The 19,973-nt window shown below is 63.5% G+C and carries 22 protein-coding genes; 11 read left to right on the plus strand and 11 right to left on the minus strand.

What is annotated here, in order from left to right:
* Nucleotides 1-65: 65 nt before the first annotated feature.
* From RQH14_RS13555 to RQH14_RS13575, 5 genes are all read right to left on the minus strand, one after another.
* The gene (locus tag RQH14_RS13555; protein ID WP_311213701.1) at nt 66-494 is read right to left on the minus strand and encodes an ankyrin repeat domain-containing protein; all 429 of its coding nucleotides are present in this window, start codon (nt 492-494) and stop codon (nt 66-68) included.
* The gene (locus RQH14_RS13560) at nt 491-1,576 is read right to left on the minus strand and encodes a folate-binding protein (RefSeq protein WP_311213702.1); all 1,086 of its coding nucleotides are present in this window, start codon (nt 1,574-1,576) and stop codon (nt 491-493) included. Before RQH14_RS13560 ends, RQH14_RS13555 begins: the two co-directional genes overlap by 4 nt.
* A gap of 55 nt (nt 1,577-1,631) precedes the next feature.
* Complete coding sequence (locus tag RQH14_RS13565; protein ID WP_311213703.1) at nt 1,632-2,354, minus strand: flavodoxin family protein; 723 nt, start codon at nt 2,352-2,354, stop codon at nt 1,632-1,634.
* Between the two features lie 50 nt (nt 2,355-2,404).
* The gene (locus tag RQH14_RS13570; protein WP_311213704.1) at nt 2,405-3,004 is read right to left on the minus strand and encodes an FABP family protein; all 600 of its coding nucleotides are present in this window, start codon (nt 3,002-3,004) and stop codon (nt 2,405-2,407) included.
* Between the two features lie 166 nt (nt 3,005-3,170).
* On the minus strand, nt 3,171-3,905 hold the full coding sequence (locus RQH14_RS13575; RefSeq protein WP_311213705.1) for a permease: 735 nt from the start codon (nt 3,903-3,905) through the stop codon (nt 3,171-3,173).
* A 260-nt stretch (nt 3,906-4,165) separates the two neighbouring features.
* Between RQH14_RS13575 and RQH14_RS13580 the strand changes: the two genes are divergently transcribed.
* From RQH14_RS13580 to asd, 10 genes are all read left to right on the plus strand, one after another.
* Nucleotides 4,166-4,864 carry a response regulator transcription factor gene (locus RQH14_RS13580; RefSeq protein ID WP_311213706.1) on the plus strand — a complete coding sequence of 233 codons (699 nt, stop codon included), beginning with the start codon at nt 4,166-4,168 and terminating at the stop codon, nt 4,862-4,864.
* A gap of 256 nt (nt 4,865-5,120) precedes the next feature.
* Nucleotides 5,121-6,092 carry a mycothiol synthase gene (mshD, locus tag RQH14_RS13585; RefSeq protein WP_311213707.1) on the plus strand — a complete coding sequence of 324 codons (972 nt, stop codon included), beginning with the start codon at nt 5,121-5,123 and terminating at the stop codon, nt 6,090-6,092.
* 103 nt (nt 6,093-6,195) lie between these two features.
* Nucleotides 6,196-8,445, plus strand: coding sequence for an RNA degradosome polyphosphate kinase (locus RQH14_RS13590; protein ID WP_311213708.1), 2,250 nt, complete (start codon nt 6,196-6,198; stop codon nt 8,443-8,445).
* Between the two features lie 9 nt (nt 8,446-8,454).
* The gene (locus RQH14_RS13595) at nt 8,455-9,423 is read left to right on the plus strand and encodes an NUDIX hydrolase (RefSeq protein WP_311213709.1); all 969 of its coding nucleotides are present in this window, start codon (nt 8,455-8,457) and stop codon (nt 9,421-9,423) included.
* Between the two features lie 83 nt (nt 9,424-9,506).
* Nucleotides 9,507-11,171 carry a hypothetical protein gene (locus RQH14_RS13600; protein WP_311213710.1) on the plus strand — a complete coding sequence of 555 codons (1,665 nt, stop codon included), beginning with the start codon at nt 9,507-9,509 and terminating at the stop codon, nt 11,169-11,171.
* Nucleotides 11,168-11,566, plus strand: coding sequence for a GntR family transcriptional regulator (locus tag RQH14_RS13605; RefSeq protein WP_311213711.1), 399 nt, complete (start codon nt 11,168-11,170; stop codon nt 11,564-11,566). Before RQH14_RS13600 ends, RQH14_RS13605 begins: the two co-directional genes overlap by 4 nt.
* Nucleotides 11,563-12,366: a thymidylate synthase gene (locus RQH14_RS13610; protein ID WP_311213712.1), complete on the plus strand. Its 804-nt coding sequence runs from the start codon at nt 11,563-11,565 to the stop codon at nt 12,364-12,366. The genes RQH14_RS13605 and RQH14_RS13610 overlap by 4 nt, the downstream gene beginning before the upstream one ends.
* On the plus strand, nt 12,363-12,980 hold the full coding sequence (locus RQH14_RS13615) for a dihydrofolate reductase (RefSeq protein ID WP_311213713.1): 618 nt from the start codon (nt 12,363-12,365) through the stop codon (nt 12,978-12,980). Before RQH14_RS13610 ends, RQH14_RS13615 begins: the two co-directional genes overlap by 4 nt.
* Nucleotides 12,981-12,982: 2 nt before the next feature.
* A complete protein-coding gene (locus RQH14_RS13620; protein ID WP_311213714.1) occupies nt 12,983-13,204 on the plus strand; it encodes an NF038396 family protein in 222 nt (73 codons plus the stop codon).
* A 107-nt stretch (nt 13,205-13,311) separates the two neighbouring features.
* A complete protein-coding gene (gene asd, locus RQH14_RS13625; RefSeq protein ID WP_311213715.1) occupies nt 13,312-14,466 on the plus strand; it encodes an aspartate-semialdehyde dehydrogenase in 1,155 nt (384 codons plus the stop codon).
* Between the two features lie 112 nt (nt 14,467-14,578).
* On the opposite strand, the gene RQH14_RS13630 is transcribed toward asd, so the two are convergent.
* Complete coding sequence (locus RQH14_RS13630) at nt 14,579-15,712, minus strand: winged helix DNA-binding domain-containing protein (protein ID WP_311213716.1); 1,134 nt, start codon at nt 15,710-15,712, stop codon at nt 14,579-14,581.
* A gap of 85 nt (nt 15,713-15,797) precedes the next feature.
* Between RQH14_RS13630 and RQH14_RS13635 the strand changes: the two genes are divergently transcribed.
* Nucleotides 15,798-16,277 carry a hypothetical protein gene (locus tag RQH14_RS13635; protein WP_311213717.1) on the plus strand — a complete coding sequence of 160 codons (480 nt, stop codon included), beginning with the start codon at nt 15,798-15,800 and terminating at the stop codon, nt 16,275-16,277.
* 91 nt (nt 16,278-16,368) lie between these two features.
* Here the strand turns inward: RQH14_RS13635 and RQH14_RS13640 are convergent, their stop codons facing one another.
* The 5 genes from RQH14_RS13640 to RQH14_RS13660 are packed head-to-tail and all read right to left on the minus strand — an operon-like array spanning nt 16,369 to nt 19,950.
* Nucleotides 16,369-17,436 (minus strand): UDP-N-acetylmuramate dehydrogenase, encoded by a 1,068-nt coding sequence (locus RQH14_RS13640; protein WP_311213718.1) that lies wholly within the window; start codon nt 17,434-17,436, stop codon nt 16,369-16,371.
* A 9-nt stretch (nt 17,437-17,445) separates the two neighbouring features.
* On the minus strand, nt 17,446-18,783 hold the full coding sequence (locus RQH14_RS13645; RefSeq protein WP_396136301.1) for an MFS transporter: 1,338 nt from the start codon (nt 18,781-18,783) through the stop codon (nt 17,446-17,448).
* Nucleotides 18,780-19,217 carry a MaoC family dehydratase gene (locus RQH14_RS13650; protein ID WP_311213719.1) on the minus strand — a complete coding sequence of 146 codons (438 nt, stop codon included), beginning with the start codon at nt 19,215-19,217 and terminating at the stop codon, nt 18,780-18,782. The genes RQH14_RS13645 and RQH14_RS13650 overlap by 4 nt, the downstream gene beginning before the upstream one ends.
* A gap of 2 nt (nt 19,218-19,219) precedes the next feature.
* A complete protein-coding gene (locus RQH14_RS13655) occupies nt 19,220-19,669 on the minus strand; it encodes a MaoC family dehydratase N-terminal domain-containing protein (RefSeq protein ID WP_311213720.1) in 450 nt (149 codons plus the stop codon).
* A gap of 56 nt (nt 19,670-19,725) precedes the next feature.
* Nucleotides 19,726-19,950 carry a DUF3188 domain-containing protein gene (locus tag RQH14_RS13660; protein ID WP_261609365.1) on the minus strand — a complete coding sequence of 75 codons (225 nt, stop codon included), beginning with the start codon at nt 19,948-19,950 and terminating at the stop codon, nt 19,726-19,728.
* Nucleotides 19,951-19,973: the final 23 nt, after the last annotated feature.

The raw sequence follows: 19,973 nt of genomic DNA on the forward strand, positions 1-19,973 counted from the left end.
TGGAATATATGGCCGCAAGTAAGCCCGGCCGCTAAGCGACCGGGCTTCTTGGACGGGGGTTTGACTCAGCCCAGAAGGGCCAGGATCTCAGCCCGGGCGAACATGGCCGCAGCCTCGCGCGCGGTGGGGGTTCCGGCGTCGGGGTCTGCTCCTGCGTCCAACAGAATGCGTGCCACGCCCGTGTACCCCTTGAAAACCGCGCCTGCAAGGGGCGTCTGGCCGCGATCGTTGGCCTCATTGACGGCAGCGCCGTGGTGGAGGATCAGCTGCACAGCTTCCTCGTGCCCGTGATAGGCGGCCAACATCAGCAAGGAATCCCCCGCCGCGTTGGTCAGCGTGGAAGGAGCGCCGGCGGACAAGTAGCCACGCAACAGTTCGGTATTGCCCTCCCGGGCGGCATCGAACAGAGCGTGGGCAAGCGCCAACGTCTCGTCGTCGGCGCTTGCATCCGGGTTTGCGGGCTCGGAACCTGCGGGCTGGTTCAGGTGGCTCATCGGTGGGGTCCCTTCAGGAATCCGGTCTGGCGCCCGACAACCTGGCCGGCGTCGGGGGCGACGATCACTTCCTGGGCAGCGACGTACGGCTCCTCGCCATCCATCACCGTCAGGGTTTCCTCCGCTGAAACGGACCGCTTCACCACGGCCAAAGCCACGGGTCCCATTTCGAAGTGCTGCGCCACAGATGTCAGAGTACCCACCTTCCGTTCTCCGGCAAATACAACGCTGCCAACAGCGGGGAGAGTGTGCTGGGAGCCATCCAACTGCAGGAAGACGAGGCGACGGGGTGGGTGGCCGAGGTTGTGGACACGGGCGATGGTCTCCTGCCCCTTGTAGCACCCCTTGTTCAGGTGGACCGAGGTCCGCAGCAGGTCCAGTTCGTGGGGGATCGTCTTCTCGTCCGTCTCCGCCCCGAGGCGGGGACGCCACGCAGCGATCCGCAGGGCATCGGCAGCCAAAGCCCCCGCCAACGGAAGGCTTTCAACGGCGCTTTCCAGCTCGGCCGCTGGGACGAGGTACTCGAACCAAGGACGCTCGAGCCCGGGATGGGACTCCTCCGGAACGATGCTGTACGCATAACCGCCCGGGCTGACATGCGGCCACGGATCCTCCCACACCAAGCGGGAGGACAGCTGCTCCACCGGTTTGGTGGATCCCAGCACGGCCCACTGCTCCGAGACGTCCACAATCTCGACGCGGAGCATGAATTTCATCTTGTTCAGCCACTCGGCCAAAGGCGCGGCTTCTGCGGTCTCCACGATCAGCCACGTGGTTTCACCGTCGTCAATCACCCTGGCATCGAATTCGATGCGGCCCTGGACGCTCAGCATCAAGAGCTCGCTGGCAACGCCGGGCTGCAGGTTGGTGAGTTGCTGGGAGGACAACGTGTTGAGCCAGCTCAGCCGGTCCGGTCCGGACACGGTCACCACCCCGCGGTTCGAAAGATCGACGACGGCGGTGCCGGCCGCCAAGGCACGCTGCTCACGCAGCGGCTCGCCATAGTGGGCAGCGACGCCGGCGTCCAGGCCGGTGTCCTCGACGGCGCCAGGGCGCGACAAGAGAGGGCTCGTGTAAGTCATATGTAGTAGAAGTCCTTGCAGCTCAGCGGTATTCCATGTGTGGCAATATTTCAGTTCAGCGGTATTCCGGATTTTCGAAGTCGAATCGGGTGCCCGCTTTCCACTCCTCCGGCAGGTTGCCGTAAGCCGGAATGCCCCCGGCGTCCCTGAGGATTTTGGCCATATGGAGCAGGTTCCAGGTCATGAAGGTGGTGTTCCTGTTAGTAAAATCACTCTCCGGTCCACCCGATCCTTCGTCCAGGTAGCTGGGTCCTGGCCCTACGGGACCGATCCACCCGGCGTCGGCCTGGGGTGGGATGGTGAAGCCGATGTGCTGGAGGCTGTACAGCACATTCATGGAACAGTGCTTGATGCCGTCCTCGTTGCCCGTGATGAGGCAACCGCCTACCTTGGGATAGAACGCCCATTGGCCGTTGCTGTTCAGCTCGCCCGAATGCGCATACAGCCGCTCGATGAGTTTCTTGGTTTGGGAAGAGTTGTCGCCCAACCAGATGGGGCCGGCCACCACCACGATGTCGGCGTCGCGGACATCAGGGTAGATCCCGGGCCATTCGTCAGTCTTCCAGCCATGCTGGCGCATATCGGGATAGACACCGCTGGCGATGTCGTGGTCGACGGTCCGGACGAGCTTGGTAGTGACGCCCTGCTTCTCCATGATGTCCCGGCTGATCTTGATCAGCCCATCCGTGTTGCTGGATTGCGGCGAAGGCTTCAGCGTGCCATTGAAGAAGACGGCCTTGAGGCCCTCATAGCCCTCCGGCTTGAGGTGGGTGTTCACTTTCTGCTCCTTCCGCTGGCTGCTTGCTGGAACGTACAGTGAGGCCCCGGTCAGGACACCTTGTGCAGGAATGCCGAGGCGTGGGCTTCGAGTGCTTTGCCGCTGGCAGCAACATCCCAGCGCCACAGGAGGTTCCCGTCCACCAGGCCGAAGATCCGGGTGGCTGCGGTGTATTCCTTGGAGTGGCTCCCGCGCATCACCATGTCGGTGCTCAGCTGGATTTGGGGTCCCTTGATCTGGCCGTAGTAGAGCTCGGTGATGCCGCCTGGGTGCGCGATCGACACCGAGATGTCGAAGCCGCCGTCTTCGTTGCGGCGCTCTTCCACGTCATCGGCGGTCTTGAGTACCGGGACGATGTCCGCCGGAATCAGGCCGGGACCGCCGTCGCCTTCCTGGAGCTTCCGCTCCAAGGCCCAGAACCCGGTTTCGACAGTCAACGGACGCAACTTTGCGCCGTCGTCGTCACTGAGCCAGGTCTCGGCCCTGTACTGCAAGTACGGCAAGCCGTTATGGGTGAAGGAAACGTGCTGGACGAAATGCTCCGAATCCTCGTCACCGCTGCCGAGCCGGCCGCGGCCTTCCCACTCACCAATGAGCCAGGAAAGGGGGACGAGTTCAGGCGTCAGATCGGTAGGGATCTCAATAGGCACAACGGCTACCTCTGTTGGAGAGCAGGATCAGAAAGTTTACTTCTGGCCCTTGAAAAGGCGGTATACGACAAACCCTGCAAACCATGCCATGGCGACGCTGGCCAGGCCAAGGAGAACGAGGAAGAAGATTTCAAATGCGAGTACAGACATGATGCCATCCTAACCGTTAGTAGATGAGTAGTTTGTCTATGAAGTACACCAAGGCCCCCACCGCCCAGACGGGGGCGACGCCCATTCCCACTGCTGCCGGAATGTTCAGGCGTCCGCGCCGAAGGGTGGTCATTCGCCGGAAGCACACCAGGACGGAGCCAACCACCACGCCAACCAACGCCGCGGGAAGTACTGCAATATCAGAGAATACAAGACCAGCAAGGGGACCCATGAGTCCGGCCATGACAACGCCCAGCGGAGCGACGATGCGGTCCGGCCAGCGGATGATTCCCACCATCAGGGCCACAGCTGCGCTCAGGCCGGCCACCAAGACCATTTCCTTGACACCATTGAACCGCGCGCCGGCAATCCACCCTGCGCCAAGGCAGTTCAGGAGCACGCCGGCACAGCATCCGAGGGTCGATTCCAGTCGCTGCGCCTGCCCCGTTCCACGCACGAGCTGGACCACGAAGACCGCCATCACTCCTACGGCAACGAATGCCGGTGTTCCGTCCAGGAACCCAGGAGCCGGAAGGTAGGCAGCAGTCACGGCCGATCCCGCGCCTGACAACCCGATCACCGCCGCCAGTGTTTTCTTGGCAGGGACGCCAAGGAAATGCGGCCAGCCAATCCCCACGGCCGCGGAGGCAGCAATACCGACGCCCACCATGGCTTCCCGGGAAACGAAGGTGCTGGCCACGATGGCGATGAGCGCCACGAGTCCAAATACCCCGATGCTCCAAGACTTCACTGTGTGCCGACCTCAATCCGATGCGTCTTACGACCTCTCGACAATCCTGCCTTAACCCGGCCCAATATGTCGTAATTCCGGTGCCCGCCCGTCACGAATCCATGTGTCGCAGGGCACTGATGGGTATACTCAGACTTCAACGGCGCACTGTATTGGCCTGGATCCCGTTACAACGGGCAGAGGCTGCCAATGCGCTGTGACCGGCCGGGAATCTCCGGTTTCGACGCCCGATGATGCGCGTACAGCCCATTGGAGGAACTATGTCGCACATCCTGCTCCTGACGAACAGCACCGGCTCATCGGTGGACATTTTGCCTGCCTTGGAGTTGTTGAACCACCGCGTACACATTCTCCCGGCAGAACCCACGGCCTTGCTTGAAACCGATCCCACGGACATTGTTTTCCTGGATGCCCGCAAGGATCTGGTGGGGGCCCGCTCGTTGACCCAACTGCTGAAGGCCACCGGGCTCAGCGCTCCGCTCATGCTCATCCTCACGGAGGGCGGCATGGCTGCCGTCTCCTCGGCCTGGGCAGTGGATGACATTGTGCTGGACTCCGCCGGACCGGCCGAGGTGGAGGCCCGTATCCGCCTCGCCATGGCACGGGCGGTTCCCGGTGAAGAGGAAGCCCAGACGGAGATCCGCGCTGCCGGGGTCGTCATTGACGAAGCGAGCTATACCGCCCGCGTCAGCGGCCAGCCCCTGAACCTGACGTTCAAGGAATTTGAACTCCTGAAGTACCTGGCGCAGCACCCGGGACGGGTATTCACCCGCCAACAACTGCTGACCGAGGTCTGGGGCTATGACTACTACGGAGGCACCCGCACCGTGGACGTCCATATCCGGCGGCTTCGCGCCAAGCTCGGAGTGGATCACGAGAACCTGATCAGCACGGTCCGCAACGTGGGCTACCGGCTCACACTGGTCCGGCAGCCGGACGATGAACTTTCGGAGGCCTGAGCGGCCCTGGAACCATCCGCAACACCTGAAGACACATGAAAGAGGCCGGAATCCCTGCGGATTCCGGCCTCTCTCATGTTCTTGGTGGAGGACATACGGGTCGAACGTATCGAGGCCACCCCACTGGTGGATCCCCCCTGCGCTGGCTGACGAAACTGACTTACCGTGCCGCAAAGCCGAACGAGATAATGAGACTACCTCCGTTCCATCGGGACTTCAAATCACGGGGCTTGCACCGGACGTATAGCCTTGCATCATGAGTCACGCGCACCCGGAAAACTGGCCCGTCCTGATCATCGCCGGCGCCTTGGACCCCGACCTCCTCAAGGACGTCAAGTCCCTCGCCGCCGCAGCTGAGGAGTCCGACGGGAACCCGCCCTTTTCGGAGCAGACGCTGGTCATGCTGCGCGGCGTCGATTCCGGAGACCACTCGGTCCTGTCCTTGGCCCTTTACGCACCCGACGAAGATTCCGATCCGGCTACCGGTGAAGACCTGGCGGGTATCGCCGTCGTCGTTGAGGCGCCCGACTCAAGCGGCGTGCTGGAGCTGGCCGTCCACCCGAGCTACCGCAACCAGGGTGTGGCTGGAAGGCTGCTGGGGGCCCTGCAGGGCAAGCGGAGCCTCGACGGACTCAGCGCATGGTCGCACGGAAACCACGAGGCCGCCGCCGAGCTCGCCACAGGCTTCGGATACGGGCCGGTCCGTGAGCTGTGGAAGATGCGGCTCATGTCCTCTGCTTCAGCACTGCCCGACGCCGGCCTGCCGGACGGCGTCTCCCTCCGCGCCTTCGTTCCCGGCCAGGACGAGCAAGCATGGCTGGCAGCCAACCGCGCTGCGTTTTCCCACCACCCCGAGCAGGGTTCGATGACCCTGGCGGACCTCGAAGCCCGGAAGGCTGAAGACTGGTTCGATCCCGAGGGGTTCCTCTTGGCCGTCAACACCGACGGGGAGCTCCTGGGCTTCCACTGGACCAAAGTCCATCCCCGGCAAGGCCCACACCCGGCCATCGGCGAGGTGTATGTGGTGGGCGTTGCACCGGCGGCGCAAGGCCTGGGCCTGGGCAAGGCCCTGACAGTCGCTGGTATCAGGCACCTCCAGGACAAGGGCCTCCATGCAGTAATGCTGTACGTGGACGCCGATAATCAGGCGGCGGTAGCCCTATATCAGAAACTGGGCTTCGTTCGTTGGGACACCGATGTGATGTATGGGCCTTTAACCAAAAATTAACCTGACGGGATCACTTGCGGGAAAGCAGGTGACATCTTGGATTCGAGCACCGGAATTGCTTGTAATGTGGGAGGAAACCCCGTCCTGAGCTTAGGAGACACCCATGCAGCCGGACCCCGTCGGCACCGCCGGATCCACCTCGAAGGGTGCAACCTTGCCCCCACGCTTCGGATCCTCGGAAGTGCCGGCCTCGCGAGCCACCCAGGACCGCATCGACATTCCGGAATTCGCGCCGAGCCTTGAGCCTGAAGGCGACATCTCCCCGGACCGTTTCCTGGACCGCGAGCTCAGCTGGCTGGCGTTCAACTCCCGCGTGCTGGAACTCGCCGAAGATCCTGACCTTTTCCTGCTGGAACGCGTCAGCTTCCTCTCGATCTTTGCCTCCAACCTGGACGAGTTCTTCATGGTCCGCGTTGCTGGCCTCAAGCGGCGTATAGCCACAGGACTGGCCGTGCCTTCACCGGCCGGGCTGAGCCCCATTGAGGTGCTGGAACAGATCAGCGAAGAGGCCCACAGGCTTCAGGAACGTCACGCAAGGGTCTTCGCTGAGCAGATCCGTCCTGCGCTGGCCTACGAGCACATCCACATCATGCACTGGAATGAACTGGATGAGGATGCCCGCCACCGGATCAGCATCATGTTCCAGGAGAAGGTCTTCCCGATCCTGACGCCGTTGGCTGTGGACCCCGCACACCCCTTCCCCTACATCTCCGGCCTCTCCCTCAACCTTGCCGTGATCGTCAGCAACCCGATCAGCGACAAGGAGCTCTTCGCACGCGTCAAGGTTCCGGACCAGCTCCCACGCCTCATTTCCGTGGACGGACCCCGCGCAGGCGCCATCCCGGGCCGCGTGGCCCGGTTCATCGCGTTGGAAGAAGTCATTGCCGTCCACCTGGATAAGCTCTTCCCCGGCATGGAAGTCCTGGAGCACCACACCTTCCGCGTCACCCGCAACGAGGACTTGGAGGTTGAAGAGGACGACGCCGAGAACCTCCTGCAGGCCCTGGAGAAGGAACTGCTGCGCCGCCGCTTCGGTCCTCCGGTGCGCTTGGAAGTCACCACGGATATCAACCCGAACATCAAGGCGCTGTTGATCCGCGAACTGGGGGTTGAAGAGTCGGAGGTCTACTCGGTGCCGGCACCGCTTGACCTGCGCGGCTTGTCGGCGATCAGCAACATCGACCGTGCCGATCTCCACTACCCCAAGCACGTCCCGCACACTTCGCGGTACCTCAACGAATCCGAGACGTCCAAGGCAGCCAACGTTTTTGCCGCCATGCGCCGCCGGGACATCCTGCTACACCACCCGTACGACTCCTTCTCCACCTCCGTTCAGGCCTTCCTGGAGCAGGCCGCCGCGGATCCGAAGGTGCAGGCCATCAAACAGACCTTGTACCGGACGTCAGGCGACTCTCCCATTGTGGATGCGTTGATCGATGCCGCAGAAGCCGGCAAGCAGGTGCTGGCACTGGTGGAAATCAAGGCCCGCTTCGATGAGCAGGCCAATATCTCCTGGGCACGCAAGCTGGAGCAGGCCGGCGTTCACGTGGTGTACGGCATTGTGGGCTTGAAGACCCACTGCAAGCTCTCGCTGGTGGTCCGCCAGGAAGTGGACGGTCTCCGCCGCTACTGCCACATCGGTACCGGCAACTACCACCCACGCACGGCCCGCTACTACGAAGACCTTGGCCTTCTCACAGCCAACGAACAAGTGGGCGAGGACTTGTCCAAGCTGTTCAACCAGCTCTCCGGCTACGCGCCGAAGTCCACGTTCAAAAGGTTGCTCGTGGCGCCGCGTTCGGTGCGGGCCGGATTGATGGACAGGATTGAAGCGGAAATCCGCCACGCCCAGGCCGGCGCTCCCGGATTGGTGCAGATCAAGGTCAACTCCATGGTGGACGAAGCCATCATCGATGCCCTCTACCGGGCCTCGCAGGCCGGTGTGAAGGTTGACGTCGTAGTGCGCGGCATCTGCTCCCTGCGCCCGGGTGTGCCTGGACTCAGTGAAAACATCAGGGTCCGTTCCGTTCTGGGTCGCTTCCTTGAGCACTCACGCGTCTTTGCTTTTGGCAACGGTGGCGAGCCCGTGGTCTACATCGGCTCCGCCGACATGATGCACCGCAACCTGGACCGCCGCGTGGAGGCCTTGGTGCAGTTGGCCAGCAAGGAAGACACTGCCACCGTCATGGACCTCATGCGCCGTTACGTGGACGACGACACTGCCAGCTGGCACTTGGACAACCAGGGCCACTGGACGCGGTTCCACCAGGACGAGGACGGCAAGCCGCTGCTCGACATGCAGTCATGGCTCCTGGACTCCCGTTCGCGCCAGCGGGCATCGGCACGGCGGTAGAGGAACCACTTGAACAGCGATACCCCCGTGGCGGATCAGACTGACCACCCCGGCGAGCCGGTGGCTGTTGTCGCAGCCGGCGCCATTCCGTGGCGGATCAACAAGGGTGCCCTTGAGGTTCTCCTCATCCACCGACCGCGGTACGACGATTGGTCCTGGCCCAAAGGAAAGCTCGACGCCGGCGAAACAGTTCCCGAGTGCGCAGCCCGCGAAGTGTGGGAAGAGATTGGCCTCCAGGCTCCCTTGGGCATACCTCTTCCCGCCATTCATTACCATGTGTCTGCGGGTTTGAAGGTGGTCCGCTATTGGGCTGTCCGCGTCAACGGAGCCCAGCTCAGGCCGGACGGCAAAGAAGTGGACAGTGTCATGTGGTGCAGCCTTGACAGGGCGGCCTCGTTCTTGAGCAACCCCACCGATGTGGAGCCGCTCGAATACCTTGAGAAGGCGCACGTCCGCGGCGAGCTGGACACCTGGCCACTGGTGCTGATCCGCCACGCCAAGGCAAAGCCCCGGTCCTCGTGGACCAAGGCTGAGGGCGACCGCCCGTTGGCAGCTACGGGCCAGCGGCAGGCAGTTGCGGTTCAGCGCCTCCTGGAGGTGTGGAAACCTCAGCGTGTGGTCACCAGCCCCTGGGCACGGTGTGTTGCCACGATCGCCCCTTACGCCAAGGCCAGCGGTGCCAAGGTGAAACTGGTGGAGGCGCTCACCGAGCACAGCCACCAGCGCTCCCCCAAGAAGACGGCGGCAGCGGTGGAGGCCTTGTTCGACAAACAGGTTCCGATCGCCGTCTGCACGCACCGCCCTGCGCTTCCTACTGCCCTGAAACAGCTGGGACAACACATGTCGCAGGGCCTGAAAGCCCTCCTTCCGACATCGGACCCGTACCTGACACCCGGCGAAGTGATCGTCTGCCAGGTAGCGCGTGGATCTGAGCGGAAGATAGTTTCCGTGGAACAGGTCAAGCCGTTCGACGACTGACACCACGCGGTCCCGGAGTTGACCCCCGGTCTTTTGTATCAAATACTTAGTACATTGATAAAAAAGACTTGGGGGTCTTTTCCGTGTATATAAACCTGCCGCCCTTGCTGTTCCTTGGGCCTGCAGTGGGCGCCGTGATCGTTTACCTGTTTCTGCGCATGCAGGTGTGGTCCAAGCCCGACGCCCAATCCATTGCCTCGCATGGGCTATGGGTGGGAATCATTGGGTGGATGGCCAGTTCCCTGCAGGGTGCCATGACCGCGGGGATCATCCGTGCGAATCCGATGGGATCGAACGCTCCTGCCACTCCGGACCAAATCGCCGGCGCTCTGGCCTGGCCCATACTCGCCTGCCTTGCCGTCCACGCGTTGGGTCAACTGAGTTACCCCGCGCCCAAGGCGCCCCGCAGGTACGCCGAACTGACCGTCCGCAGAATCAGGGACTTCCTCCCCCGCAAACTTGCCTGGACTACGGCTGGGATTTTCGCGGGTTCGGCATTGGTCATCGCGTGGATCGCGACGCTTCCGGGCCACACGCCGGTGCTGCCTCAGCCTCCGGGGCAGGCGCCGCCAACGGACAGCGCCTATCCGGACAGTGGCTACATGGGCCAGGGACAGGATGGCCGGATTCCCGGGTGGGAGCTGGCCTCGTGGCTGGGCGGGGCGCTGCTGCTCCTCGCTGTTGGAACGTGGCTGACACTTCTGTTGATCGCGCGCCGCCGGCAGCTGGAAACACTCGACGGCGAGGACAACCGCACCATCAGGACCATCGCCACCAACCGTTTACTCCGCACGGTCGCGACCATCGCCGCAGGGCTGGCTGCCATTGCTGGAAACTTTGCAGCGCAGCCGGCCCCGGGTGCCCTGTGGCAGGCATCGTGGTTCAACGTCCTGGGCCTGTTCAACATGGTGGTGCTCCTCATGATGTGGTGGTGGCGGGTTCCCGAACTGCCGTCGCTGCTCAAGGCCACCAAGACCACCAGTGCCGCCACGCTCCGCGCCGATCCCCGAACCCACCGGGCTGCGCGGCTCAGCATTTCGATCGGAGCAGCACTGGGCATGCTGGGCGGGCTGGCGCTGGTGGCGGGTTTCGCCGCGATCCTCCTCCCGGGGAACACCCCCGAAACCTGGGCTTTTCCCTCCATGGTCGGCTTGGTGGCAGTGGTTCTCTTGGTCGCCATCGCTGCGGGCGAGCTCCTGACCGCCAAAAACTACGGGTCGGCCGCCGTTCCCAAAGAGTGGCCGCGGCAACCCGTCTCCAAGGGCCTGCTCTCTGTTGCGATCGGCAGCAGCCTGGTACTGGCCGTGGCCGTTGCCTTCGCTGTGGCCGGCGAGGTGCAGCCGTTTGGGCCCAAGGTCTGGCCAGCAGCGGTTCTCGTCTCCGTGGTGGTGGCACTGGCCGGTGCCGGAGCAATCCTGGCCGTGCGCCGCCGTCGTGGTATCCACGAAACGGGCGGCAACGCAGGGCTGGACGTCGCACTCCGGGCCATCAGCATGTACAGAATCGTCCGTACCTTGGCAGCGTATTGCCTGGGGCAGGCCGCCGTGCTGCTGATCAGTACCGGCAACGCCTGGTACGGAGTGTTCCCGTCCACATCTGGAGCGGATCCGATCGGCCCCAGCCCACTCCCCATGATCGGCATGGTCCTGGCCGTCATCGCGGTCATCGTCGCCGTGACGCCGGTGCGGAGCCTGTTCCGGACCATCCCCCGTGGCGAGCCGGCGCTGCAAGGAGAGCACGCACAATGACTGCCGGGATCACGGTGGACCTATCGGATCCCGTCCCGCCGTACGAGCAGATCCGGCGACAGCTCAGCTCACTCATCGCGGTCGGAGTGCTGGAGCCTGGAAGCCGCCTGCCGACGGTCCGCAGCCTTGCAGCGGACCTCGGCATCGCAGCGGGAACAGTGGCGCGCGCCTACAAAGAACTCGAGCAGCAGGGATTGATTGAATCACGACGACGGAACGGGACTGTCGTCGTCGGGCCGCCCCGGATGCCGGGAGGCGCTGTGCGGGCAGACGCGGCGGTGATGGCCGCCGTCGACGGTTTGATCCAGACGGCTCGTGACGCCGGAGTTGGTGACGAATCGCTCGTGGACCTGCTTCGGGGACGGCTTGCTCAGACCAGTAAGCTGGACTCGTGAGCATCCCCACCCCTTATGAAGACCTTCTGCGCGACGTCATGGCCAACGGCACGCACAAGTCGGACCGCACCGGTACCGGAACGCGCAGCGTCTTCGGCCGTCAGTTGAGGTTCGACCTCGCCGAAAGCTTCCCGCTCATCACCACCAAGCGGGTCCACTTCAAGTCCGTGGCCGTGGAACTGTTGTGGTTCCTGCGCGGGGACTCCAACGTGAAGTGGATGCAGGACCAAGGCGTCTCCATCTGGGACGAATGGGCTGATGCCGATGGCGAGCTCGGCCCTGTCTATGGCGTGCAGTGGCGCAGCTGGCCGACCCCCGACGGCGGGCACATCGACCAGATGTCCGAGCTGATGACCAACCTCGCCGCCAACCCGGATTCACGGCGGCACATCGTGTCGGCGTGGAATGTTTCCGAACTCAAGGACATGGCATTGCCCCCATGCCACGCGTTCTTCCAGTTCTACGTGGCCGACGGCAAACTGTCCTGCCAGCTGTACCAGCGCTCCGCAGACACATTCCTGGGCGTCCCTTTCAACATTGCCTCCTACGCCCTGCTGACCCGCATGGTGGCGCAGCAACTGGATCTTGAGCCCGGCGAATTCGTCTGGACCGGCGGTGATGTCCACGTCTACGACAACCATGTGGACCAGGTTGCCGAGCAGCTCAGCCGTGAGCCCTACGAATACCCGCAGCTCACAATCCTCCGGAAGCCGGACTCGATCTTCGACTACACGCTGGACGACTTTGAGGTTGTGGACTACCGCCACCACCCCACCATCAAGGCGCCGATCGCAGTATGAGCACGCCTTCCTCCGAGACTCCCTCCCAGCTTCCCGGCGTGATTTTCACCCAGGAAACTGCGGCCCGCATGACGGGCATCGGCATGGTCTGGGCCCAAACCACGTCCGGTGTGATCGGCAAGGACGGCGCCATGCCGTGGCACCTCCCCGAGGACCTGAAACACTTCAGCCAGCTCACCACCGGCCACCCCGTCATCATGGGCCGCAAGACGTGGCTGTCATTCCCCGCCAAGTACCGTCCGCTCCCTGGCCGCACCAATATTGTGGTGACCCGCAACGCAGACTGGGCCTCGACGCCCGAGGCGGAGGGCGCCGTCGTGGTTTCATCGCTGGACGCGGCCCTGCTGGAATCGCAGTTCGCACCCGGAGGCCAGAAGGTGTGGATCATCGGTGGCGGCGAAATCTTTGACCAGTCCATGGGCATCGCCAACCTGGCCGTCATCACCATTATCGATGCCGACCTGGAGGGCGACACGTTTGCCCCCGAACTCGGTGATGAGTGGACCTTCGACGCCGTAGCCCCGTCCGAAGGCTGGCTCACCGCAAAGAACGGCACCAACTACCGGTTTACCACGTGGCGCCGGAACGCAACCCAGGAAAGCCAAGAGAGCTGAGCATGCTGAAGAAACCCGAAACCCTGTTTGTGCTGGGCTATATGCTGCTGCCGCTCTTTGCCCTGATCTCCGCCATTGTGGGTCTGACCATGATCCTCGCCGGCAACCGGATTGCCGGCATCATCGTGCTGATCGTTGTCACGCAGGTGTTCACGTTCGGTGCATTCTTCGCCCTGCGCAAGCGCAAGGCCCTGTTGCTGCAAGAGCACGACGCCGGCCACTAGCCACTGCGGGCGGCGAGCCAGCGCTCTTGGGCGGGTGCCGGCGTCGCGGAGTTCCTGCGTGACGTAACCAACAGCGGCTCTGCGCTGCGAAAGTTTAGACTTGGTCAATGACTACAGCAGCTAATCCGTCCGTTGGACTGGTCGGTTGGCGTGGCATGGTCGGCTCCGTCCTGATGCAGCGCATGCAGGACGAGAACGACTTCGCCAACATCAACCCGGTATTTTTCTCCACCTCGAATGCAGGAGGTGCCGCCCCCTCCTTCCTGAGCTCTGCCGCTGGCGATCCAGGCAAGCTCGAGGACGCGTTCGATATTGAGACGCTGGCCAAGCTGCCGATTATTGTCACCGCCCAAGGCGGGGACTACACCAAGCAGGTCCACGGCGAACTCCGCAACCGTGGCTGGGACGGCCTCTGGATCGACGCTGCTTCCACCTTGCGCATGAATGACGACTCGATCATCGTGCTGGACCCCATCAACCGCGACGTCATCGACGCCGGCCTCTCCGGTGGTGTAAAGGACTTCATCGGCGGCAACTGTACCGTTTCCTGCATGCTCATGGGCCTCGGCGGCCTGTTCAAGAACAACCTGGTGGAGTGGGGAACCTCCATGACCTACCAGGCCGCTTCCGGTGGCGGCGCACGCCACATGCGTGAGCTCCTCAACCAGTTCGGCACCCTCAACAACGAGGTCAGCAGCGAACTGGACGACCCCGCGTCGGCCATCCTCGAAATCGACCACAAGGTCCTCGCGGCCCAGCGCACAGGCGTTGACGCCACACAGTTCGGCGTACCGCTGGCAGGGTCCCTGATTCCCTGGATCGACGCCGACCTCGGCAACGGCCAGTCCAAGGAAGAATGGAAAGCCGGAGTAGAGACCAACAAGATCCTCGGCACCGGAAACGGCACCGCCGGCAAGGACCACATCGCCATGGACGGCCTGTGCATCCGCATCGGCGCCATGCGTTCCCACTCCCAGGCCCTCACGCTTAAGCTGCGCGAAGACCTGTCCGTGACCGAAATCGAGAACCTCCTGGCCAAGGACAACGAATGGGCCAAGGTTGTTCCCAACACCAAGGAAGCCTCCATGGCGGATCTGACCCCCGTGGCCGCATCCGGCACGCTGGACATCCCCGTCGGCCGCATCCGGAAGCTTGAAATGGGCCCGGAATACATCAGCGCCTTCACTGTGGGCGACCAGCTCCTCTGGGGTGCAGCCGAGCCGCTGCGCCGCATGCTCAACATCGTGACGGGCAAGCTCTAGGCTTCCCGCCCCGGTTGGTTGACAACCCGCTGTTCCGTTGCTGCCCAGCAATGGAACAGCGGGTTTTCCACGTCTTAGGGTGTGTTCAGCCGGCGGGATCGGCCACCATCATTCAGCCGGCCATGAACTTCAGGTATGCCCTCCCCTGAGCCTCGAAGGAACGTCCGGCGGTGGTCCCCAACTGCCCGGCGAACGGCTCCGGCGCAACGCCCACAGACTTCCCGCTCACGGCCCTGGCCCACGTTCCCACCACTTCCCCGCCGGAGACGATGATGCGCTTGAAAACACCGTTCTTGCCCGGCACTACCCGTTCGGCGTACTCGGGAGCGAGTACCAGGCTACGGTCCTGGTAACCGAGCAGGTACTCATCGAACCCGGGAAGAGCCAGCAGCGAGCGTGAGCCGGGAACGCCGTCGTCGAGCATTGCCGCTGTCTCGGGCGACAACCAATAACTGGTGCCGCCCAGCGGCACCTCAATCAGCCGGTCATGCAGGGTGGTGAGAGCTGCGCGCGCCTCAGCGAGCGGTACTTGGCTCCACCACGAAAAGTCCTTGATGGTCGCCGGTCCGTGGCTCCTGAGGTAGCGGAACAGCAACTCCGCGATGCCCTCCTCGCGACCAAGCTCCCGGGATTCAGGAATCCACTCATCAAAGGGCACGAACAGTTGCTGCACGCCCGCTTTGCCGCTGGACGCAGCCATCGGCCCCTGAACCAGCCACGCACGCTGGCACAAGCTCCCCAGCAAGTGAATCCCGCGCTGTGCTTTGGTGATCTGACCGGCTTCCTCAAACGCCTGGAACAGCTGCTCCCGTGTTGCGCCGTGTGCGCCCTCCGTTGCCTTCAGCACCTCGGTGGTTTTGACGGCGATGTCCCGGCAATGGCTGATGTCGTCCTGGGTAATGCCGAGTTCACGATGCCGGCCGGCCACCATGGACATGAGTCGGTCGCTGGTGATGCCCAGAATCCAGCGGAGGTCCTCGGGGGCCAGGAGGTGCAGCGTCCCGCGCATAGGCCAGGAACGGACCACGGTCCCGGCGTCCAGGGCAGCCCTGACGTCCGAGGCCCTGGTGCCGGGCACGCGCTGCCCCACGGCCCACAGCGCATGGCCAAGGTCCTGGGCCTGCATGGCCGTCATCCAACGAACCGCGTCGGCAACCGAGGGAAAGCCCCCGGCCAACAGGCCTTGGCTGGCGAGCCTCAAACGGCCCATGACGCGCGGACTGGGACTATTGCGGGTTGCAGGCATGCTTCATCCTAAAAGGGCCGGCATGCACAGGGAACCTTGCCGCGCCTCCCAGCCCTCACCCAGCAGCGGATCCTAGGATGGATTCATGCTTTTTGGAGATCTTGCCCCGTTTGTGCGGCCGATGAGCCGGTGGTTGGCTACCGCCGGCTGGTTCTGCACGCTGGTGGGACTCGGCGCCGGGCTGATCGTAGCCGTCGGAACGGGCGTGAGCCTCTCCCCGTCAATGCGGGCCATCCAGACAGCCAGCCTCGTGGCGACTGCCGCGGCCGCGCTCCTCATCGGAACCGCCGCAGCCAGCCAGCCCGTCTCCGATCGCGACGACGACGCCCCCGAACCATGGTTCTACCCGGCGGCCGCCGCACAGGTCCGCAGCTTCCTGCTGGGAGCCATCGTCATGCTCCTGGGCTTGGTGGGCTTCGCCACTGCCGGACTGTTCATGCCCAGCGGACCATCGCCGCAGAGTATCGCGTTCAGCCAGATCTTCCTGCTGGGCTCGGTCAGTTGCGGGCTGACGTTCCTGCTGCTCAACAAGATCCTGCCGATCGCAGAGCGGCGTACACGCTAGGTCTGGCTTTGACGCCTGGCGCCGAGGGGCTGGATCTCACCCCTATCGCACCCCCCATACCCCCGAGAGCCAACCCCTCACGAGCTATGGCCTAGAGCGATACGCCGATCAGCAGCGGTTCGGGATGCAGTTCAATACCAAAACGTTCGACGACGCCGGACCTCACCTCGCGCGCGATGGCCACCATATCCGCGGCCGATGCTGTCCCCCGGTTGGTAATGGCGAGGGTGTGCTTGGTGGACAGGGAAGCCCTGCCGCCTGAGACACTCGATTCCTCAAGTCCAAAGCCCTTACCGAACCCGGCGTGGTCGATCAACCAGGCAGCGGAAAGCTTCACGAGCCCGTCGTCGCCGGCGGGATATTTGGGCGCGTTTTCCGGCAACTCTGCAGCGCGTTCTGCCTCCACGATCGGGTTGGTGAAGAAGGAACCCGTTGAGTAGGTGTCCCGGTCTGCTGCATCCAGGACCATGCCCTTGGATGCCCGGAGCCGGAGGACTTCCCTACGGACATCGTTGGAGTAGGCGCGCTTGCCTGCCTCAACGCCCAGCACCCGGGCCAACTCGGCGTAGCGGATGGGGGCGCTCATCCGTCCCAGCGGCAACTGGAATTCTACTGTCAGCACCACGTAGCGGGGGGAGCCCTCAACCGTGGTCTGTTTCAGGATGGAGTCGCGGTACCCGAATTTGAGCTCGGAGTTGGTAAACGTCTGAACCGCGTTGCGTTCACGGTCCCAGGTCCGCACGGCGGCAATGGTTTGTGAAACGTCCGAACCGTACGCGCCCACGTTTTGCACAGGAGTGGCTCCCGTAGCACCCGGAATACCGGAGAGAGCTTCCAGACCGGACCAAGCGTGCAGTACGGCGTGTTCCACGAGGGCATCCCAGTTGTGTCCGGCCTGAACCACCACCGACACACCGCCACAGCTGTCCTCGGAGTTCACAGTGAAACCCTGGGAGGCAATCTTCAGCACGGTCCCTGGGTAGCCTTCGTCCGAGATCAGAAGGTTGGAACCGCCTCCGATGATCAGGAGCTTCTGGCCTGCAGCGTCAGCCGACCGGACGGCGTCGACGATTTCAGCCTCGGTGCGGGCCTCCACATAGTTTCCTGCGGGGCCGCCGACGGCAGCAGTGGTCAGTTCGGAAAGCAGTGTTTGGGTCACCCATCAAGCCTAACGGGCGTGATCGGACTGATCGGACTTGGCCTTCTGCTGCCCGGAAAGCGGGGCCAGGAAGAAACTGACCACCAGGAGCACCAACGGCGCCAACAATGAGTGAAGGATCCCGAAGTGTTCGGCCAACAGTCCCAGCAATGGAGGCCCGCAAAGGAAAGCGCCGTAGCCGATGGTGGAGACCACCGAAACCCGTGCAGCGGCGTGGACGGGGTCATCGGCAGCGGCGGACATCCCCACCGGGAAACCAAGCGATGCGCCGAGGCCCCAGATGGCCAGCGCTACAAACGCCAGCCATGGAACCGGCGAAAAGACAAAGAGCGCGAGACCCACGACGGCGGTCGCCGAGCACCAGCGCATCACCACCACACGGCCAAACCGGTCGAGGATGGACGTGCCGGCGAAACGGCCGATGGTCATGAAGGTGACGAACAGTCCGTAACCCACTGCGCCTGCGGCATCGGACTGTCCGTGGCCGTCGGCAAGCGCCAATGCCACCCAGTCCCCCGCAGCTCCCTCGGCCAACGCCAGGCCGAGGACCAGGACGCCGATCAGGAGGGTTCTGCGGTCACGCCAGGCAAGGGCCACGAGCCGCTTGTTGTCGAGTGGGGCAGCGGCCTTGCCTGGTTGGGGCTGCGTCTCCTGGGACCCTGTGATGATGGGCAGTGGACCGGTGGAGGGGTCCTGGAAAGTGTCCGTCTCATCTTGCCGGTAAGTGTGCGTAGCAGCTGCTGTCTTTTCCGCGCGGAACCAGAAGCCGGCAGTCACCACGGACGTGGTGACCACGACGCCGGAGATCAGGAAATGCCAGAAGACCGGCATGTGCACCGCAGCAGCCCAGGCACCAAAACCGGCGGCGGCTACAGTGCCGAGACTGAATGCTCCATGGAGGTGCGGCATGATGTGCCGGTCCAACGCGCGTTCCAGCGCAGCTCCCTCAACGTTGGACGCGGTGTTCCAACTTGCCGTGCCGAGACCGAGCACCACCAGGCCTGCTGCCACCACCAGCGGACTCGCCGCGATGGACGCGCCAAAGCCCACGGTGACCAAGCCGGCGCCCACCATGCAACTGCCGATCCTCGTGGTGAGTTTCGGCCCCAGCCTGAGCACGATCAGTCCCGAGGCCGAGATGGAGATGAAGGAGGCCACGGTCATGCACATCAGCAGAAGGCCAATGCCACCCGGCGTGAGGTCCAGTCCATCGCGGATGGCGGGCAAGCGGGACACCCACGTGGCAAAAGCGATGCCGCTGGCCGCGTAAGAAGCAAGAACAGCGGCGCGCCACCGCGACATTTCAGTCGGTGTGGCGCGCCGTTGAGTGGTGTTCAGTTGGTTCAAGAGACCTTCACGACCGCCTGCGATTTCATGAGGACCTTCAGTCCTGCTGCCACAACGGTGAGGTCAATACGGGCGGTGCGGGCATCGGCGTCGAGCGCTCCCACCACACCGGTGACGTCGATGACAGCGCCGGCCTCATCGGTTCCGGTCGTATCGGTGACCAGCACCGGCTTGGTGAAGCGGGTCTGGTAATCGACGACGGCGGCCGGGTCGCCTGCCCAGTCGGTCACCAACTGCACTGCGGCACCCATGGTGAACATGCCGTGGGCGATTACGCCGGGCAACTCTACCGAGGTTGCGAATGCTTCGTTCCAGTGGATGGGGTTGAAGTCGCCGGAGGCACCTGCGTACTTGACCAGGTCCTGGCGGGTGACCTCAATGCTGCGGGTGCCGATTTCCTGGCCAACCGTCAGTTCTTCGAATGTGGGGCTCATGGTTACTGTCCCTCTCCGCGGACCAGGATGGACGAGGTGGTGGTGGCGACTTTTTCCCCTGCCACGGTGGAAATCTCGGAGCGGGTGGTGATCATGGCTCCGCCGCCCATGGCACGGACGCCGTCCACATGAAGTTCGGCTACCAACTGGTCACCGGCGACGATGGCGCGGTGGTGCGTGAACCGCTGGTCAGCGTGGACCACGCGGGAGAAATCGATGCCCGATTCCGGGTCCTCCACCAGCTGGGCATCAGCACGCTGGGCAACGATGATGGCGAACGTTGGCGGTGCTACGAGGTCGCTGTGTCCCAAGGCCTTGGCGGCCTCCACCTCGAAATGTGCCGGGTTGTTGGCTTTCACAGCCTTGGCAAACTCGCGGATCTTTTCGCGGCCGACGTCATATACCTCTGCGGCAGGGTAGCTTCGGCCCTGCAGGTCCGGATTGATACTCATGCTCCAACCCTATCGGGCCGCGAGGACTTGGAGGCAGCGCCTTCTTTGGGTGGCCTCTACTTCTTGTAGCTCTTACGGATCTTCTGGCCGCGAATGACGAGACCCGTGACGTGGAGGAGCAGCCCCACGCCAATGACGGGCAACGAAGCCATGGCCAGCCCTTGGTTGCCGGACGTGTTCCCCACGATGGACAGGATGAGCCCGACGGCGATCAACCCCATGGCGCCGAAAACCAGCGCTTTGTAGGAGGTGGAGGCGGTGGCCCAGAATTCGTTCAGCACCGTCCAAGTCTACCGGCTGGGTT

The organism is Arthrobacter sp. WCS2018Hpa-7 (genome assembly GCF_031843805.1).
Lineage (GTDB): Bacteria > Actinomycetota > Actinomycetes > Actinomycetales > Micrococcaceae > Arthrobacter.